At 40.1% G+C, this 22931-nt stretch carries 21 protein-coding genes and 1 pseudogene; 5 read left to right on the forward strand and 17 right to left on the reverse strand.

The genetic code is table 11. The features are described from left to right. Positions 1 to 8: 8 nt before the first annotated feature. From ccsA to pyrE, 9 genes are all read right to left on the reverse strand, one after another. Positions 9 to 2627 (reverse strand): cytochrome c biogenesis protein, encoded by a 2619-nt coding sequence (gene ccsA, locus CVS81_RS04510; RefSeq protein WP_107965228.1) that lies wholly within the window; start codon positions 2625 to 2627, stop codon positions 9 to 11. Positions 2628 to 2643: 16 nt separating this feature from the next. Then, the gene (gene nrfD / locus CVS81_RS04515; protein ID WP_087583350.1) at positions 2644 to 3573 is read right to left on the reverse strand and encodes an NrfD/PsrC family molybdoenzyme membrane anchor subunit; all 930 of its coding nucleotides are present in this window, start codon (positions 3571 to 3573) and stop codon (positions 2644 to 2646) included. A gap of 1 nt (position 3574) precedes the next feature. Next, positions 3575 to 4246: a 4Fe-4S dicluster domain-containing protein gene (locus CVS81_RS04520; protein WP_009295155.1), complete on the reverse strand. Its 672-nt coding sequence runs from the start codon at positions 4244 to 4246 to the stop codon at positions 3575 to 3577. Between the two features lie 19 nt (positions 4247 to 4265). Further along, positions 4266 to 5024 (reverse strand): FKBP-type peptidyl-prolyl cis-trans isomerase, encoded by a 759-nt coding sequence (locus CVS81_RS04525; RefSeq protein WP_103638523.1) that lies wholly within the window; start codon positions 5022 to 5024, stop codon positions 4266 to 4268. A gap of 44 nt (positions 5025 to 5068) precedes the next feature. After that, a complete protein-coding gene (locus CVS81_RS04530; RefSeq protein WP_107965229.1) occupies positions 5069 to 7135 on the reverse strand; it encodes a cytochrome C in 2067 nt (688 codons plus the stop codon). Positions 7136 to 7230: 95 nt separating this feature from the next. Next, positions 7231 to 8658, reverse strand: coding sequence for a DUF3365 domain-containing protein (locus tag CVS81_RS04535; protein WP_107965230.1), 1428 nt, complete (start codon positions 8656 to 8658; stop codon positions 7231 to 7233). Further along, complete coding sequence (locus tag CVS81_RS04540; RefSeq protein WP_107965231.1) at positions 8648 to 9337, reverse strand: response regulator transcription factor; 690 nt, start codon at positions 9335 to 9337, stop codon at positions 8648 to 8650. Before CVS81_RS04540 ends, CVS81_RS04535 begins: the two co-directional genes overlap by 11 nt. A gap of 168 nt (positions 9338 to 9505) precedes the next feature. Beyond that, a complete protein-coding gene (locus tag CVS81_RS04545) occupies positions 9506 to 11218 on the reverse strand; it encodes a methyl-accepting chemotaxis protein (RefSeq protein WP_413784307.1) in 1713 nt (570 codons plus the stop codon). A 197-nt stretch (positions 11219 to 11415) separates the two neighbouring features. Beyond that, entirely contained in the window at positions 11416 to 12024 is a 609-nt protein-coding gene (pyrE, locus tag CVS81_RS04550) for an orotate phosphoribosyltransferase (RefSeq protein WP_107965233.1), read from the reverse strand. A 119-nt stretch (positions 12025 to 12143) separates the two neighbouring features. Here pyrE and CVS81_RS04555 point away from each other — a divergent pair, with 119 nt between their 5' ends. From CVS81_RS04555 to thyX, 5 genes are all read left to right on the forward strand, one after another. Further along, a complete protein-coding gene (locus CVS81_RS04555; RefSeq protein WP_107965234.1) occupies positions 12144 to 13511 on the forward strand; it encodes a Na+/H+ antiporter NhaC family protein in 1368 nt (455 codons plus the stop codon). 44 nt (positions 13512 to 13555) lie between these two features. Further along, positions 13556 to 13813 carry a hypothetical protein gene (locus CVS81_RS04560; protein ID WP_107965235.1) on the forward strand — a complete coding sequence of 86 codons (258 nt, stop codon included), beginning with the start codon at positions 13556 to 13558 and terminating at the stop codon, positions 13811 to 13813. Then, on the forward strand, positions 13810 to 14106 hold the full coding sequence (locus tag CVS81_RS04565; protein WP_107965236.1) for a type II toxin-antitoxin system RelE/ParE family toxin: 297 nt from the start codon (positions 13810 to 13812) through the stop codon (positions 14104 to 14106). The genes CVS81_RS04560 and CVS81_RS04565 overlap by 4 nt, the downstream gene beginning before the upstream one ends. 88 nt (positions 14107 to 14194) lie before the next feature. Continuing rightward, positions 14195 to 16639, forward strand: a complete 2445-nt coding sequence (gene flgE / locus CVS81_RS04570) for a flagellar hook protein FlgE (RefSeq protein WP_107965237.1) — start codon at positions 14195 to 14197, stop codon at positions 16637 to 16639. Positions 16640 to 16728: 89 nt separating this feature from the next. After that, the gene (gene thyX, locus CVS81_RS04575) at positions 16729 to 17355 is read left to right on the forward strand and encodes an FAD-dependent thymidylate synthase (protein WP_107965238.1); all 627 of its coding nucleotides are present in this window, start codon (positions 16729 to 16731) and stop codon (positions 17353 to 17355) included. A gap of 53 nt (positions 17356 to 17408) precedes the next feature. Here the strand turns inward: thyX and CVS81_RS04580 are convergent, their stop codons facing one another. The 8 genes and pseudogenes from CVS81_RS04580 to ruvC all read right to left on the reverse strand — a co-directional run bounded on the left by CVS81_RS04580 (position 17409) and on the right by ruvC (position 22915). Beyond that, positions 17409 to 17684 carry a type II toxin-antitoxin system YafQ family toxin gene (locus tag CVS81_RS04580; RefSeq protein WP_012140681.1) on the reverse strand — a complete coding sequence of 92 codons (276 nt, stop codon included), beginning with the start codon at positions 17682 to 17684 and terminating at the stop codon, positions 17409 to 17411. Then, a complete protein-coding gene (locus tag CVS81_RS04585; protein WP_021088739.1) occupies positions 17684 to 17914 on the reverse strand; it encodes a hypothetical protein in 231 nt (76 codons plus the stop codon). The genes CVS81_RS04580 and CVS81_RS04585 overlap by 1 nt, the downstream gene beginning before the upstream one ends. Positions 17915 to 17976: 62 nt before the next feature. Further along, positions 17977 to 19083, reverse strand: a complete 1107-nt coding sequence (locus tag CVS81_RS04590; RefSeq protein WP_107965239.1) for a DNA adenine methylase — start codon at positions 19081 to 19083, stop codon at positions 17977 to 17979. A gap of 1 nt (position 19084) precedes the next feature. Next, complete coding sequence (luxS, locus tag CVS81_RS04595) at positions 19085 to 19600, reverse strand: S-ribosylhomocysteine lyase (protein ID WP_107965240.1); 516 nt, start codon at positions 19598 to 19600, stop codon at positions 19085 to 19087. 98 nt (positions 19601 to 19698) lie between these two features. Continuing rightward, positions 19699 to 20835, reverse strand: a complete 1137-nt coding sequence (locus CVS81_RS10200; protein WP_413784308.1) for a methyl-accepting chemotaxis protein — start codon at positions 20833 to 20835, stop codon at positions 19699 to 19701. Positions 20836 to 20892: 57 nt separating this feature from the next. Further along, a pseudogene (locus CVS81_RS10205) lies at positions 20893 to 21624 on the reverse strand (cache domain-containing protein); the annotation flags it as partial. A gap of 105 nt (positions 21625 to 21729) precedes the next feature. Then, a complete protein-coding gene (locus CVS81_RS04605; protein ID WP_107965242.1) occupies positions 21730 to 22419 on the reverse strand; it encodes an MOSC domain-containing protein in 690 nt (229 codons plus the stop codon). Positions 22420 to 22435: 16 nt separating this feature from the next. Continuing rightward, on the reverse strand, positions 22436 to 22915 hold the full coding sequence (ruvC, locus tag CVS81_RS04610; protein ID WP_103612112.1) for a crossover junction endodeoxyribonuclease RuvC: 480 nt from the start codon (positions 22913 to 22915) through the stop codon (positions 22436 to 22438). Between the last annotated feature and the right edge of the window lie 16 nt (positions 22916 to 22931).

The raw sequence follows: 22931 nt of genomic DNA on the forward strand, positions 1-22931 counted from the left end.
CATATCTCCTAAACTACTTTTATATCTCTGCCGCGGTAGGCTAGGGCGATTAGCAAGGCAACAGCTGCCAAGATCAAGTATATTAGCCCAGAAACGCCAAAGCTCTCGCCATTTGCGTATGAGTGAAGTCCGCTAAGGTAGAAATTTACTCCAAAATATGTAAAAAGCACCGAAGTAAATGATAGCACGCTAGCTGTTAAAAAGGCAAAAACGCCCCTTAGTTTTGGTATAAACCTTAGATGAAGCACTATGGCATAGACGATGATCGTGATGTATGACCAGCTCTCTTTGCTGTCCCAGCCCCAGTATCTGCCCCAGCTCTCATTTGCCCAGACGCCGCCTAAGAAATTTCCGATAGTTAGCAAGCTAAGTCCTATGATGAGGCTTAGCTCGTCGGTGGCGGCGAGGTATCTTATCTGCTCGCTAAGCTTTTGCTCGTTTTTGTCATTTTTTAGAGCCATCAAGATAAGTCCCACAAGCCCTAGCACAAAGCCAAAGCCCAAAAAGCCGTAGCTTGCGGTGATGACGCTTACATGCACGCTAAGCCAAAATGACTTTAAAACTGGGACTAAATTTGTTATCTGTGGGTTTATAAAATTTAGATGAGCAACGAGCAAGCTAACACTTGCAAAAAGCGAAGCAGCGCCAAGAGCGAAGCTTTGATGCTTGAAAAATAGCACTCCAGCTAGCACGCTTATAAGCGAGATATAGACTAAACTCTCATAAGCATCACTCCAAGGTGCGTGACCTGAGATGTAAGCGCGTAGGGCTAAATTTAGAGCATGCACCGCAAAGGCAGTGAAAAATGCAAGACTAAGCGCTCTTTCAAATCTAAATTTCCTCCCAAAAAATAGCCTATAAAAGCCAAGAGCGAGCGAAGCAAGAGCTAGGATCATGTAAAAATAGATAAGAAATTTAAATATCTCCATTTGGTTGTAAAGCACTTCAATGCTGGCCTTTGCCTCGCTTGGCGCAAGAGAGCCTAGAGTGCTTCTTTGATAGTTTGAAATTTGCTCCAAACTCCTATCAGCCCCAGCGCACTCGCCACTTTTTACGCAAAGGCTTAAATTTTCTATGTAAGCTCCTAAAACGCTTTTAAACTCGTTTGAAATTTCATCTTTACTAAAGGCTTCATTTACGCCTAGCCACGTGATCGCTTCACCATTTTTAGCGGGGATAAATTTTAAAATTTCGCCCTTTAGCGCAAGATATAAGACATTTAGCCTCTCGTCAAATTTAATGACATCGTTATCAAATTTATCTCTTTTTGAGGCGGATTTTTCATTTGCAGCCTCTACAAATTTAGCCAGCTTATACTCGCCATTTTCGTTAAAAACGTCATTAAAGCTAGCAAATTTCTCACTAACGCCAAGAAGCTCGCCCACGCGCTCACTCGTGATCTTTACCATCCTTTTATCCATCCACTCTTGTGGCGAGATGGCAAAAGAGAGCATCAGCTCATCGCTGCTAAGCCCAAAGAGCGTGGTTTTGGTTGAAATTTTGCTTATTACTGCCCTTGTGTAAGAGCCAGCTGGCGCGATCCTGCTATCAGTTTGAACTAAAATTTTGGCAAATTTATCTGCGTGAGCTTTAAAATTTATGGCTTCATCGCTTGCGAAATTTGGCGTAGCGTTTAGCAAAAGCAGGGCTAAAAATGCAAACTGCGTGCCTTTTATGAAGTTACAAAGTCTAAAAAATCGGCTCTTTTTGCTAAATAAATTTCCCACAAAGCCAAGGCAAAGTAGAAAATATCCGATGTAAGTTGGCACTTTGCCAGGATCAAAGCTGATCTCAAATGCGCTTCCAAGCTCGTCAGCGTCGTATGATGACTGAAAGATTTTATAGCCCATGATGCTAAGTGGGTGATTTAGCGAAATTTCATGCTCGCTTTTTGCGATGCTTACTTTGCTAGTGTAAGATGATGGGCTATTTAGCCCTGCGTAGCGCTCTAGGATAAATTTATCAAGCCTTAGTGAAAATGGTAAATTTATCACTCGTGAGCTAAAGTAAAATTTCGCCTCTTGTCCGTCAAAGCTCAAAATGCTTGGCTCAAGATCGTATCCAGCGCCACCTTTTAGCTTGGCGGTTTTGCTCTTTTGCCCAGCAAAGCCAGCCTCTATGCTAAGCGTGGCTGGAGCGTTTTTCTCATCTTTTTTGTAGCCAACTATCTTTATAATAAATTCTTTGCCGTTTATATCTTTTTTGAAGCCAAAGTCGTTTTTGCCAAGCAGGCTAAGTTTTAGTGGATATTCAAAGCTTTCATTTGAAATTTGCACTCTTAAATATGGCTTTGTGCTTTGCATAGAGTTGCCACTCTCACCCACTCTTAAGTGCATAACGCCCTCTTCGCCAAAGTATCTTGTAAGCGCAGCACCGATAAAGATCAGAATAAAAGCAAGATGTATCAAAAATGCGCCAAATTTCTTATACATCTTGGTTTTTACGATGCTAATGGCTAGGCAAATAACGCAAACTGCCATGACGCACTCGTACCAGAGCGCTTCATAAACAAGCACTCTAGCCGTCTGTGTGTCATAAAAATTTTCCAAAAAGGTCGCCGCCCCTGCACCAAAAGCAAGGATAAATAATAATATTAAAGACAAGCGATAGATGTTTAAAATTTTCATCACCTGCCCTTAAGCCTTAAATGCTATAAGTCTGTCCTGCATAAAGTATAAAAACCCTAAGCAATAAAACGCCAACGACTGCTGCAAACGAGCCAAGATAGAAGCTAAATTTCATCTTGCCAAGTGCGAAATTTAAAACAAGAGGCAAGACAAAGCCAACTAAAACAACCCCAAGCCAAAAGAATTTAGCCCAAACGCCACTATAAAATGCAACTGCTGCGCCTTGTTGATAGCTTGAGCCAAGCAAAAGCGATACAAAAAGCATTAAAATGAGTAAAATTTCAGCGCATAATACGTAAAACTCCACGCCATGAAGCGAGCTAAGGTCGCTTGAGTGTGGATCTTCTTTGAAAAATAGTGCCGCTATCAAGCTGCTACCACTTATGCCAGCACTAAGCCCTGAAGCTATGAAAAGCGCTGGTAAAACGGCGGTGTTTAAAAGTGGAAATCTAATGAGCACCGAGATCAAAAAGCCTGTATATGCGCAAATGATAACCGCAAAAAGCAGGCAAAGCGCGCTTAAGAGCGGATAAAGTGGCGATAAAATTTTCATCACGCCATCAAAAAAGCCACAAAATGACTTTAACTCCGCATTAAAAGCGTATAGACACATCAAAAAGCTAAGCGGTATAAACACGCAAAGCGCGGCTACACCGATAGACATAACCGATGTGAAGTTGTAGTTAATTAAAATTTTCCAAAACAAAAGTGGTTTTTCAAGGTCAGCTATCAAGCAAACCATACCAAGCATGATGCTAACAAAGGCTAAAAGCGAAGCAGCCTTAAAAAATGGGCTAAAGCCATCTTGCCTTTTGTAGCGCTTTAGAACTATGGCAGCTATTAGCGCTCCGCCGCTCATACCAGCTAGCAGAAGATAAACAGCGATCGGCCAGCCCCACTCAACTGCGTGCGAAAATGTCGCAGTGAAATTTAATGCACCATCCATCTTACACCCCCGCTTTTACTTTAGGAATATATCTAAGGCTTGGTTTTGTGCCAAGTTCTGCTCTTAGTCTTATGCTATCTTTGACAGCTAGTAACTGGCTAATGTGCGAGCTCTCATCGTTTAAATCGCCAAAGACCAAAGCCTCATATCTGCACGCCTCGACGCAGGCTGGATCTTTTTTATCCTTTAAATTTGTATCTATGCAGAAGTTACAGCTTTGGGCTGAGTGATTGACTTTATCGATATATCTCACGTCGTAAGGACAGGCTACGATGCAGTATTTACAGGCGATGCAGTCATCTATGTTTGTAGTTTGGATGCCAGTTTTTATGTCCTTGTGACAGGCTTTTGTTGGGCAAACAGCCACACAAGGCGCATCCTCGCACTGCTGACAAGATACTCTTACATATCTTTTATCGAGCAAATTCTTTGGATCAGTCTTATCCTCTACAAAAAGTCTCATCTGTCCTTTTGGGACTAAATTTACCTTTCTACATGCCACTTCGCAGTCCGTGCAGCCAACGCATTTGTTTTGGTCAAATATCATGCCAAAATGTGGTTTTTTCGCACTCTCTTCACTCTTAAAAGCAAAACCACTACTTGCCACGCTAGCACCAGCAGCCACAACTGCCATGCGTTTAAAAAAGGCTCTTCTGCTATTTTGATTTTGCATTTTTAACTCCATTTATGCCTTAATGAGGCTTTTTAATGCCCTCATTTTGCTCTTTTTCATGAATTTTTCTTGCTGCCTCAGCTAGTTCGCCAGGCTTTAAGACCTTAATAAGCTCTATCTCAAAAACGATAGTCTCGCCACCAGGTATCCCCTCCATGCCGCTATCGCCGTATGCAAGCTCAGGTGGGATGACAAATTTAAACTTCTCGCCCTCTTTCATAAGCATCAGACCCTCTTCAAGACCAGGGATCAAATTTAGCATCGAAAGATGAGCTGGAGCCTCTTTTGTCTCGTCAAAGACCTTGCCACCAGCAAAGCTTGCTTTATAATTTACTATGATGATACTCTCAGGCTTTGGAGTAGCCCCTTTTGAGCTACTTTTTATGATCTCATATTGTAAATTTGATTTTGTTGTTTTTACATTTTTATTTTTTGCATTTTTTTCCATATAGGCTTTGCCTTGGGCTAAATTCTCTTTTAGCTTGGCAGCCTCTTTTTCTTTTACTATCTTATCTAAGCTTTCAGCCCTTTTGTTTAGTAGCTTTGCTATCTCATCATCACTTAGTTTTAGCTCGCTCTTTAGCGCGTCGCTAAAGCCTTTTATCACTGCATCAGCGTCATAGCCAACACCTAGTTGCTTTTGATCTAGCAGTCCTTTTAAAACATATCCACCGCTTGTTGCGCCTATGGCATAAGAGTCGTTTGTATCGACATTTGCTAAGAGGCTAGCCACACTTAGGCTAAGAAGTAGCGAACATTTTAAAAACGCATTTTTCATTTCAAACCCTTAAGATTAAAGGGGCTAAAACTAGCCCCTAAATGCTATAAATTTTTGTTTAGAATTCTCTGAGCTTCTTTTATATACTCTTTAGATGCATCTAGTCTTTGTTTAGTAAATTTAAATCCGTGCATACCCCACGAACCATCTTTTTCGACCATATCGATGATCTCTTGAGCGTTTTGGACAAGCTCATAAACTCTTGCTTTATCACTTGGATCTAGCTTTTTAGTCTCTAGTAGTGAGTAAATTCCCTCGATGCCTATTTTGACCTCTGAGAATTCATTTTTAACTGGAGTTTGCCATCCCATAACCTCATCATAAACTTGTTTTTGGTTTTTGAAGTGAAGTGTTGGTTTTAGCTCAGATAGCACTGGGCTATGGCAGCCTTTGTTATCTTTCATATCTTTATCAGCCCAAGATGTTCTAGCGCATGCCCACATCAAATCAACATAGTTGTGACCATTTTTATCTCTCTCAAAGTGCCAATCTTTTCCATCTCTTGGTTTTTCAGAAGCAGCGCCTGGGACAAGAGATTTCTCTTTTGGATCGACCATGATCTTCCAGATGTGAGAGCGTCTTTGAGTATCAAAGCCAGCGTTGTCTTGGAACTGAACAGCGTAGAAATTCTCGCAGCTCATCATAAATGGCATGTGGCAAGATGCACAAGTGTTGTTTTTGTGTGTATCTGCTTTTGCTGCGACATATGCTTGAGTTTCGTGACAATCTTTACAATCTTTTTTGATCTTTGGTTTAGTGTAGAACGCACTTAGATAGCCTTGATCTGGGTTGTAGTTCATGCCAGTTACGCTCTTATCGCCTACGACGTTACCTGTGTTGTCGTGTGGATCGTGGCAGGTGACGCATCTCATACCTTTATCGTAGTGAGCGGTAAAGTATGATTGAGAACCTTCTGAGCCGCATCCTGGTCCCATTGATTTAAATTTAGAGCTAAGTGAGAGATCAAGCTTGCCGTTATTAAGTGGGTTAGCTCGCATTAGATCTGGGCTAAAGTTAAATCTTTGGTGACAGCGTTCGCAGTTTGATGTTCTAAAATTTGTAGCTCCATCAAGGTGACCGCCAGCTCCGTGGCACTCCTCACAGCTTACGCCTTTTGAGATAGTGTGTTTTTGAAGCTCTTTGGCATTACCAAGTGCTGCGTAAAATTCTGCTTTTGACTTAAAGTCAAATTTAACTGGGTGGCAAACCTCACAATATGATGAGTTTGCTTGGAAAAACATCGATTTTTTATGTTTTGCGGCGTATGAGGCAAGACCTCTGACATATCCGCCATTGTCGCCATACTCTTCAAGCGTGCCAGGAAATTCAGGCACGAGCTCTTTTATCTTTTTAACAGTTGCGTCGTCTAAATTTAACGCCCATGTTCTTTGCCATTGGTTACCGCCAGCTACGATCTGACCTGTGCCATCTCTTAGCAAACCACCCTCAACGTAGTAAGTACCGCGAAGTAGCCATGCATCGACGTAGCCCATCTTAGTTCTTAAGTGACCAACGGTTGCGTAGATGACATCTGGAGTGATACCTTTTGGTAGGATAGAAGCGGTATCTTTGTCAAATACTGGCTCAGTTAGGTTGTTATTGACCTCTGGGTGCTCGCCAGGGAAGCGCATAGTAGTTGCGTGGCGAGATCTGCTCCAGACCTCATACTGAGCTGGGTGACACTCACCGCACTTTTCTGGACCTACAAATTTATTAGGAAACTGAAGCGATGAAGTGGCTGGAATTCTATACATCATAGAACTATAGCCCTTACCACCATCTCTTTTACTAAGCTTTGACATATCAAAGCCATGTCCCTCGGCAAGCCACTCTAAGCCACGGTCATGAACGACCATTTTGCCGACGGTTTTGCCACCATACTTTGTAAAAATAGGGTGGTTTTTAAATAGCCAGTTATACATCTCTTGCTCTTCTACGACGTAGTCTTGCAAGGAGACAACACCTCTACTTTGCAGTGTGCCTTTAGGATTTGCGATAACATCACGTGCTTTATCGGACATCTGCATATTATGCTCTTCGCAACAGGCTTGTGAAGCAAAGATACTAACACCCATGAGTAAGCCTGCTAAGGCTTTGTGTAAGTTTCTCACGTCTCCTCCTTTGAATTTTTATCCTAAAATCAAAATGATTTCATACTGATAATCTTAACACCAAAAAAGGGCAGAAAAGGGGGGAAATTAACAAATTATAAATTTTCGAAACTAATTGTAAATGCAACGTGGTTTTCATCCACATTTTTAGCAAAGATTAGGGCGTTGTTTTTGCGAGCGATAAGACGGCTCATATATAGCCCAAGCCCGCTACCGCTCTCTTTTGTGCTAAAGTGTGGCTCAAAAATAACCTTTAAAAATGAATTTTTTATCGCTCCTGCGTTATTTTGCACGCATAAATTCTTGCGATCATCTTTTAAAAAGGCGCTTATCTTTATCACTCTTGGCTTTGTGTAGCTCTGCTTAAATGCGTCTTTTGCGTTGTTTATGATGTTTATTAAAATTTGGATTATCTCATTAAAATTTGCAAATACCTCAAAATTTTCTCTCACATCAAGCTGCACTTCGATCTGATACTTTTTAAGCGTTGCGTTTAAAATTTTTATCGTTTGATTTATCACTTCAAGCACCTTAAATTCTTTTCTCAAGGTATTTGGACTAAAGAAATTTTTAAAGTCATCAACGGTTTCTGACATGAAATTTATCTGCTTGCTTGTCTCTTCTATAAACTCATAAATTTTCGCCTCATCAAGCTTTTTTCGCTCCTGATAGAGTTCTAAATTTATCAAAGCTGAGCTTATCTGAGCAAGCGGCTGCTTCCACTGGTGTGAGATATTGCCTATCATCTCGCCCATAGAGGCTAGGCGGCTTTGATGTATCATCAGCTGCTCAGTCTGCTTTTTGCTCTCCTCACCTCGCCTATGCATCTTATAAACAAGTAGCAAAAATAGCCCAAAGATAAGCGTTATAGCGCTCATTATGACGATGACCTCTTGCAAATGATAGGTAAAAATAGCGCGGATTGGTATCTTAAAAGAGATCATCGCGACCGTTTCGTTCACGTCTGGGATCTCTATGCCCTCCATGCCATATTTTTCTAGCATTTGTTGTGGGGCATTTGCACTGCTATGACAGGCTAGACAGCTTGGACTTTGGTTTTTTATAGGCAGACCCACAAAGAGCTGTGAGCCATTTTCATCTTTTATTATCTTTACAAATTCTTTAAATTTATTCTCTTTAAAGCCGTGCAAGACGCCAGCTTCAAATTCATTTGGCTCGTGGGCTTTGTTTAGCGGAGCGATAGCAACTAGCTTGTAGTCAAATTCAAGGTTGTATTTTTTCTTTTGGATGTTGTAAATTTCACGGCTTATATATGATGACGATAGAAGCCTCTCGTCAAAAAAGTCCTCTTTTAAGATGCCCTGCTCTTTTAACTGCTCGATTAGTGGGCGCTGAACTCCAGCTATGTATTCTCTTACAGAATTTATGCCCTCTAAAACATAATACGCCTCTTTTTTGGCGTCTTTCATCGCAAGATCGTTGTAAAAATTTAAAACAAGCGCTGAGACTAGCAGATAGACAAAGATAAAAGCACCGACTATTAGCTGAAATTTATATCTCACAAAGATAGCCCACGCCGTATAAATTTTTGATCACATCTTTGCCAAGCTTTCTTCTAAGCTCTTTTACGATCGTCTTTATCGCCTCTTTTGTCGGCTGCTCGTAGTCCCAGATGTAGTCAAAAATTTGCTCATAAGTGATAGTTTTGTTTTTGTTGTTTAAAAAGTACTCCAAAAGCTTGCTCTCGCTCTTGCTTAGATGAGAAATTTCGCCATTTACATAAAGCGCTTTTTTGCCAAAATCATACTCAAGCTCGTCATTTAGCCTGATAGTTGGCATGCGTCCCACAAGCTCCATAGCCACATCTTCAAGCGCTTTGATGAAAGATTTTTTATCGTATGGTTTTGCAAGATATCTTGTGATCTTTAGCTCAACTGCTCGCCACAGATACTCTTGCTCGACGTGGCTTGATAAGATCACGATAGGGATTTTTTGATTGATAGCTCTTACTTTTTTAGCGATCTCAAGACCATCGATATTTGGCACGCTGATATCAAGCACTAGCACGTCATACGCCCCACTCATTGCAAGCTCAAGCGCATCAAAGCCGTCTGTGACGCCTTTAACTTCTGCGAAAAAGAGCTCCAACGAGGCGCAGATATTTCGCAAAATCGCCTCTTCGTCCTCTAGGCAAAGGACCTTTTTGTTTGATAAAACATCTAAAATATCATACTCTTGCATACGTCATCTCATCTCTTAAGCCAAAAAAACGACTTAAATAACACAAAATAAAAATTATTTCATAAATTTACATCATGATCGTAAGCTTAAAGTAAAAAATCAGCTCGCTACTTAAGTGATTATATTAAAGGATAAAGTTAAATTTAGCCAAAGATTTGGCTAAATTTATCAGGTTCTAAATTTTGAAAGGCTAGTGTTTAGATTATCAGTCATCTTTGAAAGATGAGCGGCTGCAAGCGAGATTTCATCCATACTTTTTGAGTTTTGTTTTGAAATTTCATCGATATTTACGATACCTTTTATCAGCTCTTCGACCTTGTTTCCAGTCTCTAAATAATCCTTCGTAGAGGTCTCATTTAAGCTAACGCTCTCGTTCATTAGCTGATTCATATTTTCTATTTTTTCATTGATTTGGGCTGATTTTTTACAAAGCTCGCCAGCTTTTTTAGCGTTATCGCCGATGGTTTGGCTTGAGTTTGAGATCGCTTCAACTATTAAATTTATAGTTGCATTTATCTCGCTTAGGCTATTTTGCGTGCGTTCAGCCAGTTGTCTAACCTCATCAGCCACGACTGCAAAGCCACGTCCGTGCTCACCTGCGCGCGCTGCTTCTATGGCAGCATTTAGAGCTAGCAAATTTGTCTGATCAGCGATGTCGTCGATGATATTTAAGACATCTTTTACATTTTTAGCTTGATCAGCTAGGCTTTTCATCGAGCTAGCGAGTGAAATTTCGCTATTTGCAGCCTCATCTACATTTTTACTAAGTCCTAAAACATCATTTGAGACCTCATTTATATATAGACAGGTTCTTTCAAGATTTTCTTTGCTTTTCTTAGCCTCTTCAAATGAGCTCTTTATCTCTTCTGACATGGTTTTTGCCATGTTTGTTGTATCTGTGACGATTAGTGAAGATTTGTTGGTTAAATTTGTAGTTTGAGCTGAGGTAGATGAGAGCTGCTCGGCGATAGATGAGTTCTCATGTGCTAGGCCTTTAACACTCTCTATAACAGATCTTAGCTCGCTTGTTAGGTCATTTATAGAGCTTTTGATGTTTGAAATTTCATCTTTGCCGCTAACTTCAAGCTTTTTAGTAAGATCGCCCTTGCCACTTTTTATCTCATCTGACATCTCGGTTAAATTTGCAACGATATTTTTTATAGGTTTGATGATCGCCCTACTTAAAATAAATAGCACGATAGCTATCAAAATAACCGTGATCAGGGCGCAAGCGATGATAAAGGTTTTTGTATTTTGGCTATTTTGCTCGTTTAGCACGGCTTTTGTCTTTTCTATCTCATCGGCCAAGTCATCGACATATACGCCACTTCCTAGCATCCACTTATATGGCTCAAAATTTGCAGCATAGCCAAGCTTCTCCACTGGCTCCTCGCCCTCTTTTTTCGCCCAGCCAAATGTAACAAAGCCGCCGCCTTGTTTAGCCTTTTCGATGAGCTCTTTTATAAGAAATAGCCCTTTTGGATCTTTTAGTCCGATTAAATTTTTACCTACAAGCGATGGCTTTTCAGGGTGCATCAAAACAACGCCGTCGTAGTCGTAGATGAAGATGTAGCCGGTCTTATCGCTAAAGAATTTTAGCTTTGAGACGACTCTAAAAATTTCTTTTTTTATCTCATCGTCGCTTAGTCCTTTTTCTTTGCCGCCATTATAAATTTCACGCATCATTTGGTTGATCGTCTCGACGTCATCTTTTAAATTTTCTTTTCTGGCATTTACCAGCTCGTCGTAGGACTTATGGGTGAAAAACTGAGTTAGATCGCTTGAAAATTTGCTATTTAAAAAGATGAGCAAACAGCTAACAAGCAAAACTGAGAAAACAAAAGTGAGAATTATCTTTGTAGATATTTTCATAGCACACATCCTTGCATTTTGGGATCTCCTAAAATTTACGTGCCATTTTATACATTCAAATCTTAATTATAAATTAACTTTTAAATTTTAAGAAAAAAAGAAGAAATTTGATGAGAGAATTTACTCAAAGCCCAAAATAACGAATAAGTTACAAATATTATTATCTTAAGCTTTGAGCGTAAAAAATATGTAAAATTTAATAGCCTTTAGTTGCCTCTGCTTCCAGGCTTAATCGCCTTGCTACCACTCTTACAAAGCGGACAGTGCTCTGGCTCGTAAATTTCAAATTCAAAATTCCCCAAAGCAAAAAATGGCTTATCGCTTGGCAGTTTTGCATTTGCCTTAGCTTCATTGTCTAAATTTGAAACCTTGCAAAATCCGCGATTTGCAAGTGCCGCAAAGCCAACCACCTCGCCACCAAGGCTCTCTATCACGTGCGCTGCTTCAAGTGCTGAGCCACCAGTTGTTATGATGTCTTCACAGACTATAAATTTCTCGCCCTTTTTCACTTCAAAGCCTCGCCTTAAGCTCATCACCCTATCAACGCGCTCAGTAAATATAAAACGCTTTTTCGCCGCGCGAGCTAGCTCATATCCAGCTAAAATTCCACCAAGTGCAGGAGAACAAACACTATCAAATTTAATGCCAAATTTCTCTATCACGCGCGCTAGCTCATCTGCTAGCTTTGCTGCAAGTGCAGGATCTTCAAGCACCTTTGCACTTTGCAGATAAAACTGCGAGTGGTTGCCACTACTTAGCAAAAAGTGCCCCTCTAAATACGCCCCAGCGTCCTTATAAATTTTCTCTAAATCCATCGCCTTTTCCTTTTAAAATTTGCCAAAAATCTTAACACATACCCACTTAAGCCACTCTTTTTAAAATTTAATAAGCCCCGCCCTTGTATAATTCTTGCACTCATACAAAAAGGACACTCATGCTTCTCTTTAACCCTGTTGTTTTTAGCATTTTGGTGATGACGGTGCTATGTTTGCTGCGCTTTAACATCCTGCTTTCTATCCTCGTTTCTGCGCTTGTCGCTGGGGTTATGTATAAGCATGGTTTTAGCGGATTTGAAAGTGGTTTGTCAAGCGGTTTTGAGAGCTTTTTTACAGCTCTAAAAGAGACCACGCAAAGCCTTATAAGCGGCATGCAAGGCAACCTTGAAACCTCACTTAGCTACATCTTGCTAGGTGCTCTTGCAGCTGCCATCGCAAATACAAATTTAACAGCCATTTTGATAAATGCAATGAGTAAATTTCTTAGCTCAAACAAGGTCATTTTTACGCTAACCATCGCATTTATCGCTTGTTTGTCTCAAAACTTGATCCCAGTTCATATAGCCTTTATACCTATCTTGATCCCGCCACTTCTTGCCCTTATGAACAAAATGGGCATAGATAGACGTGCGGTGGCTTGCGCTCTTACATTTGGTCTGCAAGCGCCTTATGTTAGCATTAGCGTTGGCTTTGGTCTGCTTTTTCACAATATCCTTAAAAAAGAGCTAGCAAACAACGGCATAAACACAACCATCTCAGACATCTCATCAGTCATGTGGATAGGCGGTGCGTCGATGTTAGTTGGCCTTATCATCGCCATTTTCGTCTACGGCAGAAAGAGAATTTATAAAACATCCAAATTTGAAAAAGCCGAGCTTGACGAGATCGAGCGCGCAAAAAGTCTTGAGATGACTAAAAAAGAGTGGGCGGTCTTAGCTGGTGCGGTTGTCGCTTTTGTCGTGCAAATTTATACTTCGCTCTTGCCACTTGGCGCGCTACTTGGACTTTTGGTCATGGTCGTTTTTGGCGGTATCGAATATAAAAAAGTAGATAAGATCATGGATAATGGCCTTGCTATGATGGGCTTTATCGCATTTATCATGCTTGTTGCTGCGGGATATGGCACCATTTTAAGAGAGAGTGGCGGTATAGACGAGCTTGTAAAATACGCTAGTTTGGTATCTGGCGGCAAGATAGGCGGAGCGCTTTTGATGTTACTTATCGGTCTTCTTGTCACGATGGGCATAGGCACTAGCTTTGGAACTATCCCTATCTTAGCCTCTATCTACGTGCCACTTTGCCTTAGTCTTGGCTTTGGTGTGCCAGCTATCATCTTGCTAGTTGGTATAGCAGCAGCTCTAGGCGACGCTGGAAGCCCAGCAAGCGACAGCACACTTGGACCAACGAGCGGTCTAAATGCTGATGGTGAGCACAACCACATATATGATACTTGCGTGCCTACATTTATATTTTTCAACATCCCGCTAATCATCGGTGGCATCGTAGGAGCCATGATACTTGGATAAAATATGATAGATAAAAAATACCCAAAATTATATAAGGAGTAAAAATGATAGGTATGCTAGTTGCCGAAGAGACACCACAGATCACTCAAATTTTACAAAAAGCAGTTCAAGAGATAAAACGAATAAATCCTCATGCAAGGGTTGAATTTGTAGATTATAACGACTACTATATAAATAAAGAAAATGAACAAAATTTAAAAGAGCTGATCGCAAAGCATAGACGTGGCGAGCTTAAATATTACACTCTTGATGATGTGATCGCTGAAACAGATGCCATAATAGAAGGCAAAAATTTAAGATGAAAATTCTTTTTACAGAAGATTTTAAAGAGAATTTAAAAGAGATATTAAAATTCATAAAACAAGATAGCAAGGATCGTGCATATACCTTTCGCGATAGTCTAAAAAACGAAATCATAAAAATCCCTGAAAGACCATACTCTTACAGAGAAAATCTAACTATGAAAGATACTCAAGTAAGAGACTTGATATTCAAGGGATATGTTATTGTATTTGTCGTAGATGAGAGCGAACAGACTATCACTATCATATCAATCTATAAACACAATCTACCAAATTTAAAATATCCTCAGTAACTATTATTTTTTGCCGATATAAATTTTGGAACATCTTTTGCTTTAGAAAGATCATAAAAAATTTTAAAACGAGAAAAAGGATAAGCTCATGATGAGATCACTTTGGTCTGGTGTTTCAGGCCTACAAGCCCACCAGATAGCCATGGACGTAGAAGGCAACAATATCGCAAACGTCAATACCTATGGTTTCAAATACAACCGCGCAAATTTTGCTGATATACTAAGCCAAACTCCAAGAGTTGCTACAGCTCCACAAGGCCAGCTAGGCGGTCAAAACGCTATGCAAATAGGTCTAGGAACGACTATAAACTCAACTACAAGAATTTTCTCACAAGGCACACTAACAGCTACTGACAAGCAAACCGACCTTGCTCTTCAAGGAAATGGCTTCTTCGTCGTCTCTCCAGATGGCGGAACAACAAGATACTATACAAGAAACGGCGATTTCGTCCGTGATAAGGCTGGTAACTTCGTAAATAATAGCGGTTATATCGTTCAAGGCTGGACTAGAGACGATGAGACTGGCACTATCGACGCAACAGGTCCGATAAGTAACATCGTCATCAAAGAAGGTCTTACAACTCCAGCAAGAGCGACAACAGAAGTTAAAATAAAAGGCAACCTTGACTCAGGTAACACCATCGGCCAAAGAAGCACGCCTATATACGCACTTGACTCAGTTGCAGGCGGACGTGACTACAATAACGATGGAATTTTAAATGCTAACGAAGTTCATAACGAAAACGATACAAACAACGACGAATTTTATACAAACTCAAGAAATGAGCAAATTTTAACAGAGCGTGGCGTCGATCTTGGTGTTACATTTGACGAGCTTGGAAATGGACTTGCACTAAGAGATGGACAAGGTATCTGGGTAAGCTACGCAAATGCTAAGACTGAAAAATTTAGCGTAGGTAGCGCTCTAGCACAAAATATCGGTCAGATCAACCCACCAGCTACACTTGATATAACATTAAATGGACAAAATATCAAAACTCAAGCTGGCACGATGACAAGTATCAGTGACGTTGCTGCTGCTATAAACGCTCAGTACAACAAAACTGGCGTTAGAGCTGAAATTTCAGAGGGTAACAAACTAACACTTATAAACAGAAACAACTCAGGCACAACTGAAGAGACAAAAAACATCCACTTAACAGTAAATGCTGGAAACACAGTTGGCGGTCTAGCTAGTAAAGATATCATCACAGCTTATCAATATGTCTATACAAGCTCACAAACAACAGCTGTTCACCCAAATAACGACAAAATCGCAAGACAGATCACTACAACAGAAGATCTTCGTGCTGCTATGCAAGAGGATGCTAGAAACCACGTTGATTATAACGGCGATGGTCAGATCAATGCAAATTCTGACGCACTTGATGCAGCAAAACTTGCAACTGCTGCTCACAAGGTAGCTCCAGGCACAGGTGGCGCAGCTATAACAAATCCAGCCTATGCACTAGCATATAACAACGCTTATGCGGCAGCAGCAGGCACACCTGATCAAAAACACGCAGCCGGTATCGCAGCACTTCAGGCAGCAGCTGGAGATGATACAAACGATGGCGTAAAGATCACTGTAAATAAACTAGGTCAATTTCAACTAGAAAACCCTACAAACGAAATGGCTGATCAAGCCCTTTATATGACTACAACTGGTCTTACAAAACCAGCTCAAGGCACAAACAACGCAGCAGTAAACGAAAACGTTCGCTTTACAAATATCATGAAAGCACTTGATGGCGCACTAAGCCCAGGTCAAGCTCTAAGAGCAAGTGGTAAGATGATGATGTCAAGCCACGGCTCAACGGCTGAAATTTTTGACTCACTTGGCTCAAAACACACAGTTAGTATCAGATGGGCAAAAACAGGCACTACAACAGATGGTGGTACAGAGTGGAATATGATCATCCAAGTGCCAGAGCCTGCTAAGATAAACTACACAGGCGAGGGTCCAGATAACGTCGTGACTGGTTCATTGAGATTTAACTCAAATGGCTCACTTGCTAGCTTTCACCCAGCTACGATAACATTTTCAGCTAACAACGGCTCACAAAGTGGTCAAAATGTTAGTTTAAATTTTGGCTTAGGAACAGACTTTAACGGACTAACAAGCTTTGATAAAGACTCTTCAACTGAGTCTATCTCACAAGATGGCTACACAGGTGGCACACTAAATGACCTAAAGATCGACGAGACTGGTACGATCATCGGTGCATTTACAAACGGACAAAGCTTTGGTCTAGCTCAAGTTGCACTTGCTAGCTTTACAAACAACGAGGGTCTTCAAAGTGAGGGTGGAAACGTCTTTTCACAAACTGCAAACTCAGGCGAAGCAGTCATCGGCGCAGCAGGCACAGGCGATAAAGGAACGATCGCGGCTTCAAAACTAGAAGCTAGTAACGTCGATCTAAGCCGTGCGCTAACAGATCTTATCGTCATCCAAAGAGGCTTTCAAGCAAACTCAAAAACGATCACAACAAGTGATGAGATGCTAAACACGCTTCTTCAACTAAAACAATAATAAAGGGGGCGCTCGCTCCCTTTTAAATTTACAAATAAAATCAGCCTTCTTTTTGTAAAATGCTAAAAAATTTCACAAAAAGAGAAAATATGCAAGTAACACTTCTAAATCACACTCCACTAAATATCTGCTCTCACGCGATCCGCACATGCTGGCAAAGCTTTGAAAAAGGCGACAATGGCGGCGAAAAAGACGTCGAGCTGATAGATAGGGTGGGTAATAAATTTAAACACGCATCAACGCTGGAGCATCTTTACTACAACTTCTACATCCAAGGCATCTCGCGCGCACTACTTCAAGAGCTAGCCCGCCACCGCATAGCAAGCCTAAGCGTCAAATCAACCCGCTACACGCTAAAAGAGCTAAAAAAAGAGGAGAAATTTGAAGTAGGGCAGTTTGAGCGTGCGTCTAAATTTATCGTGCTAACAAATGATGAAGTGGTCGATAACGCAAGCATAAAAGCGCTTGAAAACTTACGTGAAATTTTAGCCTCAACCACAAAAAGCCTTGATATAGTTAAATACTGCTTGCCAGAGTGCTATAAAACCGAGCTTACATGGAGCATAAACGCTAGAAGCTTGCAAAATTTCATCTCTTTAAGAAGCTCAAAGTCAGCCCTTTGGGAGATAAGAAATTTAGCAAATGCTATCTACGACGCCTTGCCAAATGAGCATAAATTTATCTTTGAGAAGTGCTTACCAGAGGATGAGGGTTAAAATTAAGTGCAAAACAGCACCAAAGTATAAATTTAGATATGCAAAAAAGTGTTCTAATATCTTTTAAAAATATCTTGGTGCCTGCCTATTTTAAAAAGCTTTAAAATTTCATCATCTCTTTGATAAATTATTACCAAATCTCCAAAAACGTGGCACTCTCTAAATTCTTTCAAACTTCCAGTAAGCTGATGATCTTTTAAATCATCAGCTAATTTTTCATCATTTTGTAGTTGAAAAACCACCTTTGAAATCGCTTTTTCATCCCATCCTTGCTTTAAAACTAACTTCAAATCCTTTTTATAAGTGCTAAAAATTTCTAAAATTCTCATCAATGATTTTCTTGTTTTATTTCATTGATCAAGTCATCATGATTTTTGTAAAATCCAACACTTTTTGCGTTTTTTAGATCAAGTAGTGTCTGCTCTGTCGGTATCTCTTGCTCTTTTGAACTATTGACATACTTGATTTTATATTTTGGATCCATAGCTTGTGCCATCGCTTTAAATGCCTCAATAGCTTTTTGACTGATATTATCGCCTATTATTGTTATTGTTTGCATAGTATGCCTTTTTGTTTTTTGGGATTATATCATTTTTTGTTTTATTGTGTTTTTGTCTAAATTTACTTTTTCAAAACGTAAAGAAGCTCGTCTACGTGGATGTTTCTAGCTTTTAAATTTCTACTACCGCGGTAGGCATTATACTTTTGGCGAAGTAGATGAACTTTGCCCATTTTATTTAGATTTTTGTCAAATTCGTCTTGGTTGATAAAGCCCTCTGAGTTAAACGAGATGAGCACAAATTTAGCCTTTAAATTTGCTATCAGCTCGAAAAATGCCTCGCTTGCTGATGATTTTTTATTAAAAACTGACCTGTTCCAGTCCTTTGCGATGCCTGAGACTTTTGAAATTTTACTTGGCTCTCCATAGCTTGCGATGAGATTTAGCATGAAGTAGTTTGAGCCGTATGGATGCTGGTTATAAGGCGGATCAAGATAGACTAGATCAAGCCCATCAAGCTCTTTTGCCAGTAAATTTGCATCCTTTTGATAGACCTCAAATGGCACGCTAAAATTTGAAAAAATAGGCTTAGTCAAATTTATATCAGAAGTGATCCTTGAGATGGCATTTTGCCCCCTGCCTCCAAACTGACCGATGCCCTCTTTATTTTTATGAAAACCTTTAAAAATTCCACTCGTATTTGCATGCACGCTTGCATTATAAAGTAGTGGAGCTATGAAAAATTTTCTCATCTCCTCTGGCAATATCTCATCTATGAGCCTTCTTGCGGTGTCAATGAATATGGCATTTTTCCTTGTGTAAAAGACCCGCTCGCCAAAAGCGATATTTTCATCATCTTGCGGGGCATAAAGCCTTGTTATAAAGCCCTCAGAAAGGTTTTCTTCTATCTCTTTTTCAAGCTTTTTTTGCCAAAAATTTATCTCATCTCTTAGCTCATTTGTGGCGTTTTGTAGGTAGCATGAGTTTGTGATGAAGCTGTAAAGTTCCAAGTCGTTTGCGACTAGAAATTCGCTATTTTGTTTTAAAAACCTAGCCACCACCCCGCTTCCGCTAAAGAGGTCGCAGCAGCTAAGCTTCTCTTTTTTAAGCTCGTCTTTTGCGTATTTTACGCCTCGCTCGATAAAGCCTAAAAGAGAGCGTTTATTACCAAGATAGGTTAAAATTTGCTCTTTTAGATAGGCTTGATTTTCTTGTCTAGCTGGTTTCAAATCAGTGCTTTTTTAGTCCCATAGCATCAACGTCAAGCTTGATCTCGTCGTTGTTTATGATGACTAGACCGTGATCTAGAATTTTCTTTGCTATGGCGTGAGCTTCATCAAGTGAGTGCATCTTGTAAGTGCCGCATTGAAATTTATTTAGCTCTGGGATATTGTCTTGATCTTTGACCTCTAAGATATCTTTCATTGAAGCAAGCCATGACTTTTTTACAGCTTCTTCGCTAGGTGTGCCGATCACGCTCATATAAAAGCCAGTCCTGCAACCCATCGGCGAGATGTCTATGATCTCCACGCCGTTGCCATTTAGATGGTTTCTCATAAAGCCAGCAAATAGGTGCTCTAAAGTGTGAGTGCCTTTTTCTGGCAAAATTTCTTCATTTGGCTTGCAAAATCTCAAGTCAAAAACGCTGATATCATCGCCTTTTGGGGTCTTCATACTCTTTGCTAGTCTTACTCCTGGGGCTTTCATCTTCACATGATCTACGCAAAAACTATCAAGTAGTGGCATATATTCTCCTTTAAATTTTTGGTAATTTTAGCGTAAAAAAGATTTAAAAATTTAAAGGCTCACGTAAATTTACATGAGCCTAGTAGTATTTTTGGGTATTAAAATTTATTTTTTCTAACGTCTGTTAGTATGACCTTCGCCATGCCGTCTATCTCGCTAGTTACGTCGTTTGTGTTGCTAACAACGCTTCTATTTTCTTTTGTGACGTTATCTATTTGGGCAACACTTCTATTTATCATATTTATGCCCTCAGCTTGCTCTTTTATAGATTCACTCATCTCGTTTATTGACTGAGCAAGGACATTTGTATTTGCCTCGATCTCGCCTAGACTTTTTTGTGTGCGTTCAGCTAGCTTTCTAACCTCATCAGCCACAACTGCAAAGCCACGTCCATGCTCACCCGCACGAGCCGCTTCTATGGCGGCATTTAGAGCTAGTAAATTTGTCTGATCAGCGATGTCACGGATGATGACGATGATGTTTTTGATCTCTTCACTTTGTCTTATGACATCTCCTGTCTTTTGTGAGATAGCATTCATCGAGCTTGACATCTGCTCAACCGCAGCCGCGCTCTCTTGGATAGAGTCAGCTTGTTTGCTCGCACCTTCAGTTAAATTTCTCATAGACTCAGCAAGCATCGTTGCTTTTTCTTCTAAAATTTGAGCTTGATTTAGGTTGCTATTTAGCATAGCGCTTATAGCATCACCTGCATTATTTATGCCAACTATCATAGCTTTTAGATCAGCCTCTATGTCATCTCTTAGCTCGATCTTAGCGGTGTAGTCATTATTTGAGTAGGCTTTTAGGATATTTATGACGCTGCCTAAATTTTGACTGATAGAGCTAAAGAAAGTATTTAGCAGATCTTTTAGCTTGATAAGTGATGGGTTGTTTGGATTTTCACTTAGTTTGACGCCTAAATTTCCTCTTATCATGTTATTTGCAGCTACATTTAGCTCTTCAAGCATGGTGTTATCTTTTTTGATGCCAGCTATGACTTTGTCGATATTTTTATTTATCTCCTCGCTCATCACGCCAAATTCATCAGTCGTGTGGATATCTAGCTTGCTTGGAGCGGTGCTGCTCTCATAAGTGATAAATTTAAATGTATCAGAAAGCTTCTCTTGGATAACTCCGATAGGTTTAAGCGAGCGTTTTAGTAGCACGAAAACAATGGCTGAGAGTATGACTATAAATAGCACTGCAAGCATTAGCTGAGCTTTTAAGATAGGCATAGTGTGGTTTGAAAATGTATCCGCACCTATGGCAACGGTTGCTAGCCAGCCATCATCGTTGATAGGCAAAATTTTAGCCGTTACATCTTGGTTTTTAGAGTTTTTATATGAGATCAGACCATTTTCGTCAAATTCTTTATTGGCATATTTTTCTGAGACGACCTTTGTAACAGGCAAGATAGTGCCAACCTCTGAAGCTATGTCAGAAAAGAGCATAGTGCCATCTTTTCTCATCACATAAGCATATCCACCATCGCCAGTATTGCCTATCTCGATGATCTTGTCACTAACTTTCTTTACATCTACGTCTATACCAGCAACGCCAACAAATTTACCATTTTTAGTAACTGGAGCTGTGAAAGTTACAACAAGATCGTTTGTAGAAGTGACCCTTGGCTCGGTATAAATTTCTTTATTTTTCTCTTTTGTGCTCTTATACCAGTCTCTAGTTCTTGGATCGTAGTTATCAGCTACGGTTGTTCTTTTACCGTCTGACTGAAAGAAGTGTCCATCCTCATCTCCGTAATAAACATAGCTCACCGCAGAGTTTGCGACCTTTTTTTCTGATAAGACAAAGTTCATTATCTCATCGCCACTTTGAGCGCCTTCAACTGCTGATGAAATTTTCTTGACGTACTCTAAATTTTCATCAAAAAAAGTGTTTGCAACACTCTTTATATCCTTAAGAACCTGATCCTCTTTGCCACTGACAAGCTCAACGATCTTGTCCTTTGAAGTAAAATAACTAACCGCAGAGATAGCGCAAAACGAGATGATGAGTAAAACCATCAAGGCGAGTGCTATCTTATTTGTGATAGAACGAAACACCTATGCTCCTTTAAATTTTGTTTGAAATTCATTTGTAAAACAAAATCGGAGCAAAAGTATAAATGTTTATAGTGTTCTCATAAATTCGGTGCTATAAATTCCTTCGATGCGTCTTTTCATATCATCATGCCAGCCATTTGTAAGAGTGGTGAGGGCGTTAAATTTCTCAAGTAAATTTAAATTTTCACTTGGCGCGTAAAAGAGCCTATTTATCTCTAAAATGCTCATATGAACTGGGTCACTCTCTATAACCTCTATCGCGTCGCCCGCCTTGCACGAGCCTGGCGTAAGAACTCGGTAGTACCAGCCAGTAAGGCCTGTTTCAAAGATATGAGTGGCTAAATTTTCGTTACCCCATCTTTTTGAGAGCTTAAAGCATGGCTTTCTAGGCTGCGAGACTTGAAGCACAAGCGAGCCAACCTTGTGGATATCACCCACGCAGACGCTACTCTCATCAAGCCCATCAACGCATAAATTCTCCCCCATCGCCCCATAAGCCATATTTTTAAATCCTAAAAATTTCTCCCACTCGGCATAGTTTGCAAACGAATTTGCAAAGACTGCCTTTTCAGGGCCGCCGTGATGCTTCGTATCAGCGACACTATCGCCCTTAAAGCCAAGCTTATTTGCAAAAATTTCGCCATTTTGAGCTACTTTAAAAATAGCCGAACTCCAAGGTAAATTTAGCTTATCAGTCGCACCTTGCGAGCCGTAGTTTTTCACGCCTCCAATTAGTAAAGCTTTTAGTGTTGCCATATTTTTCCTATTAAATTTAGTTTATTCTTAAATTATTCGCGTGAGTTAGCGCGATCGCGATCGCATCGGTGATATCAAGCGGTTTTATCTCTTTATTTATGCCTAAAATTTTCTTCACCATAAATGCCACTTGCTCTTTGTCAGCCTTTGCCTTGCCAGTGACCGTTTTTTTCACTTGAAGTGGCGTGTATTCAGCAAAGTCCCCATGAAGCTGCAAAATTTTAAGACTAAGTGCCCCGCGAAACTGAGCGAGCTTTAAAACCGTTTTTGGGTTATAGGCAAAGAATATGTCTTCTACCGCGACCTCGTCAAATTTATGGTTTTTAAAGATGAGATCAAGCCCCTCGCAAAGCTCTGTTATTTGGTATTGAAGTGTGTTTGGCTTTATCTTTATAAGCCCAGCTTCAAGAAGAGTAGTTTTAAATTTGCTCTTTTCAAGTATCGCGTAACCGCAATTTTTCGTGCCTGGATCGATTCCTAAAATTTTCATCACAATCTTTTCAATACTTTTT

The organism is Campylobacter concisus, from assembly GCF_003049065.1.
Taxonomy (GTDB): Bacteria; Campylobacterota; Campylobacteria; order Campylobacterales; family Campylobacteraceae; genus Campylobacter_A; species Campylobacter_A concisus_BE.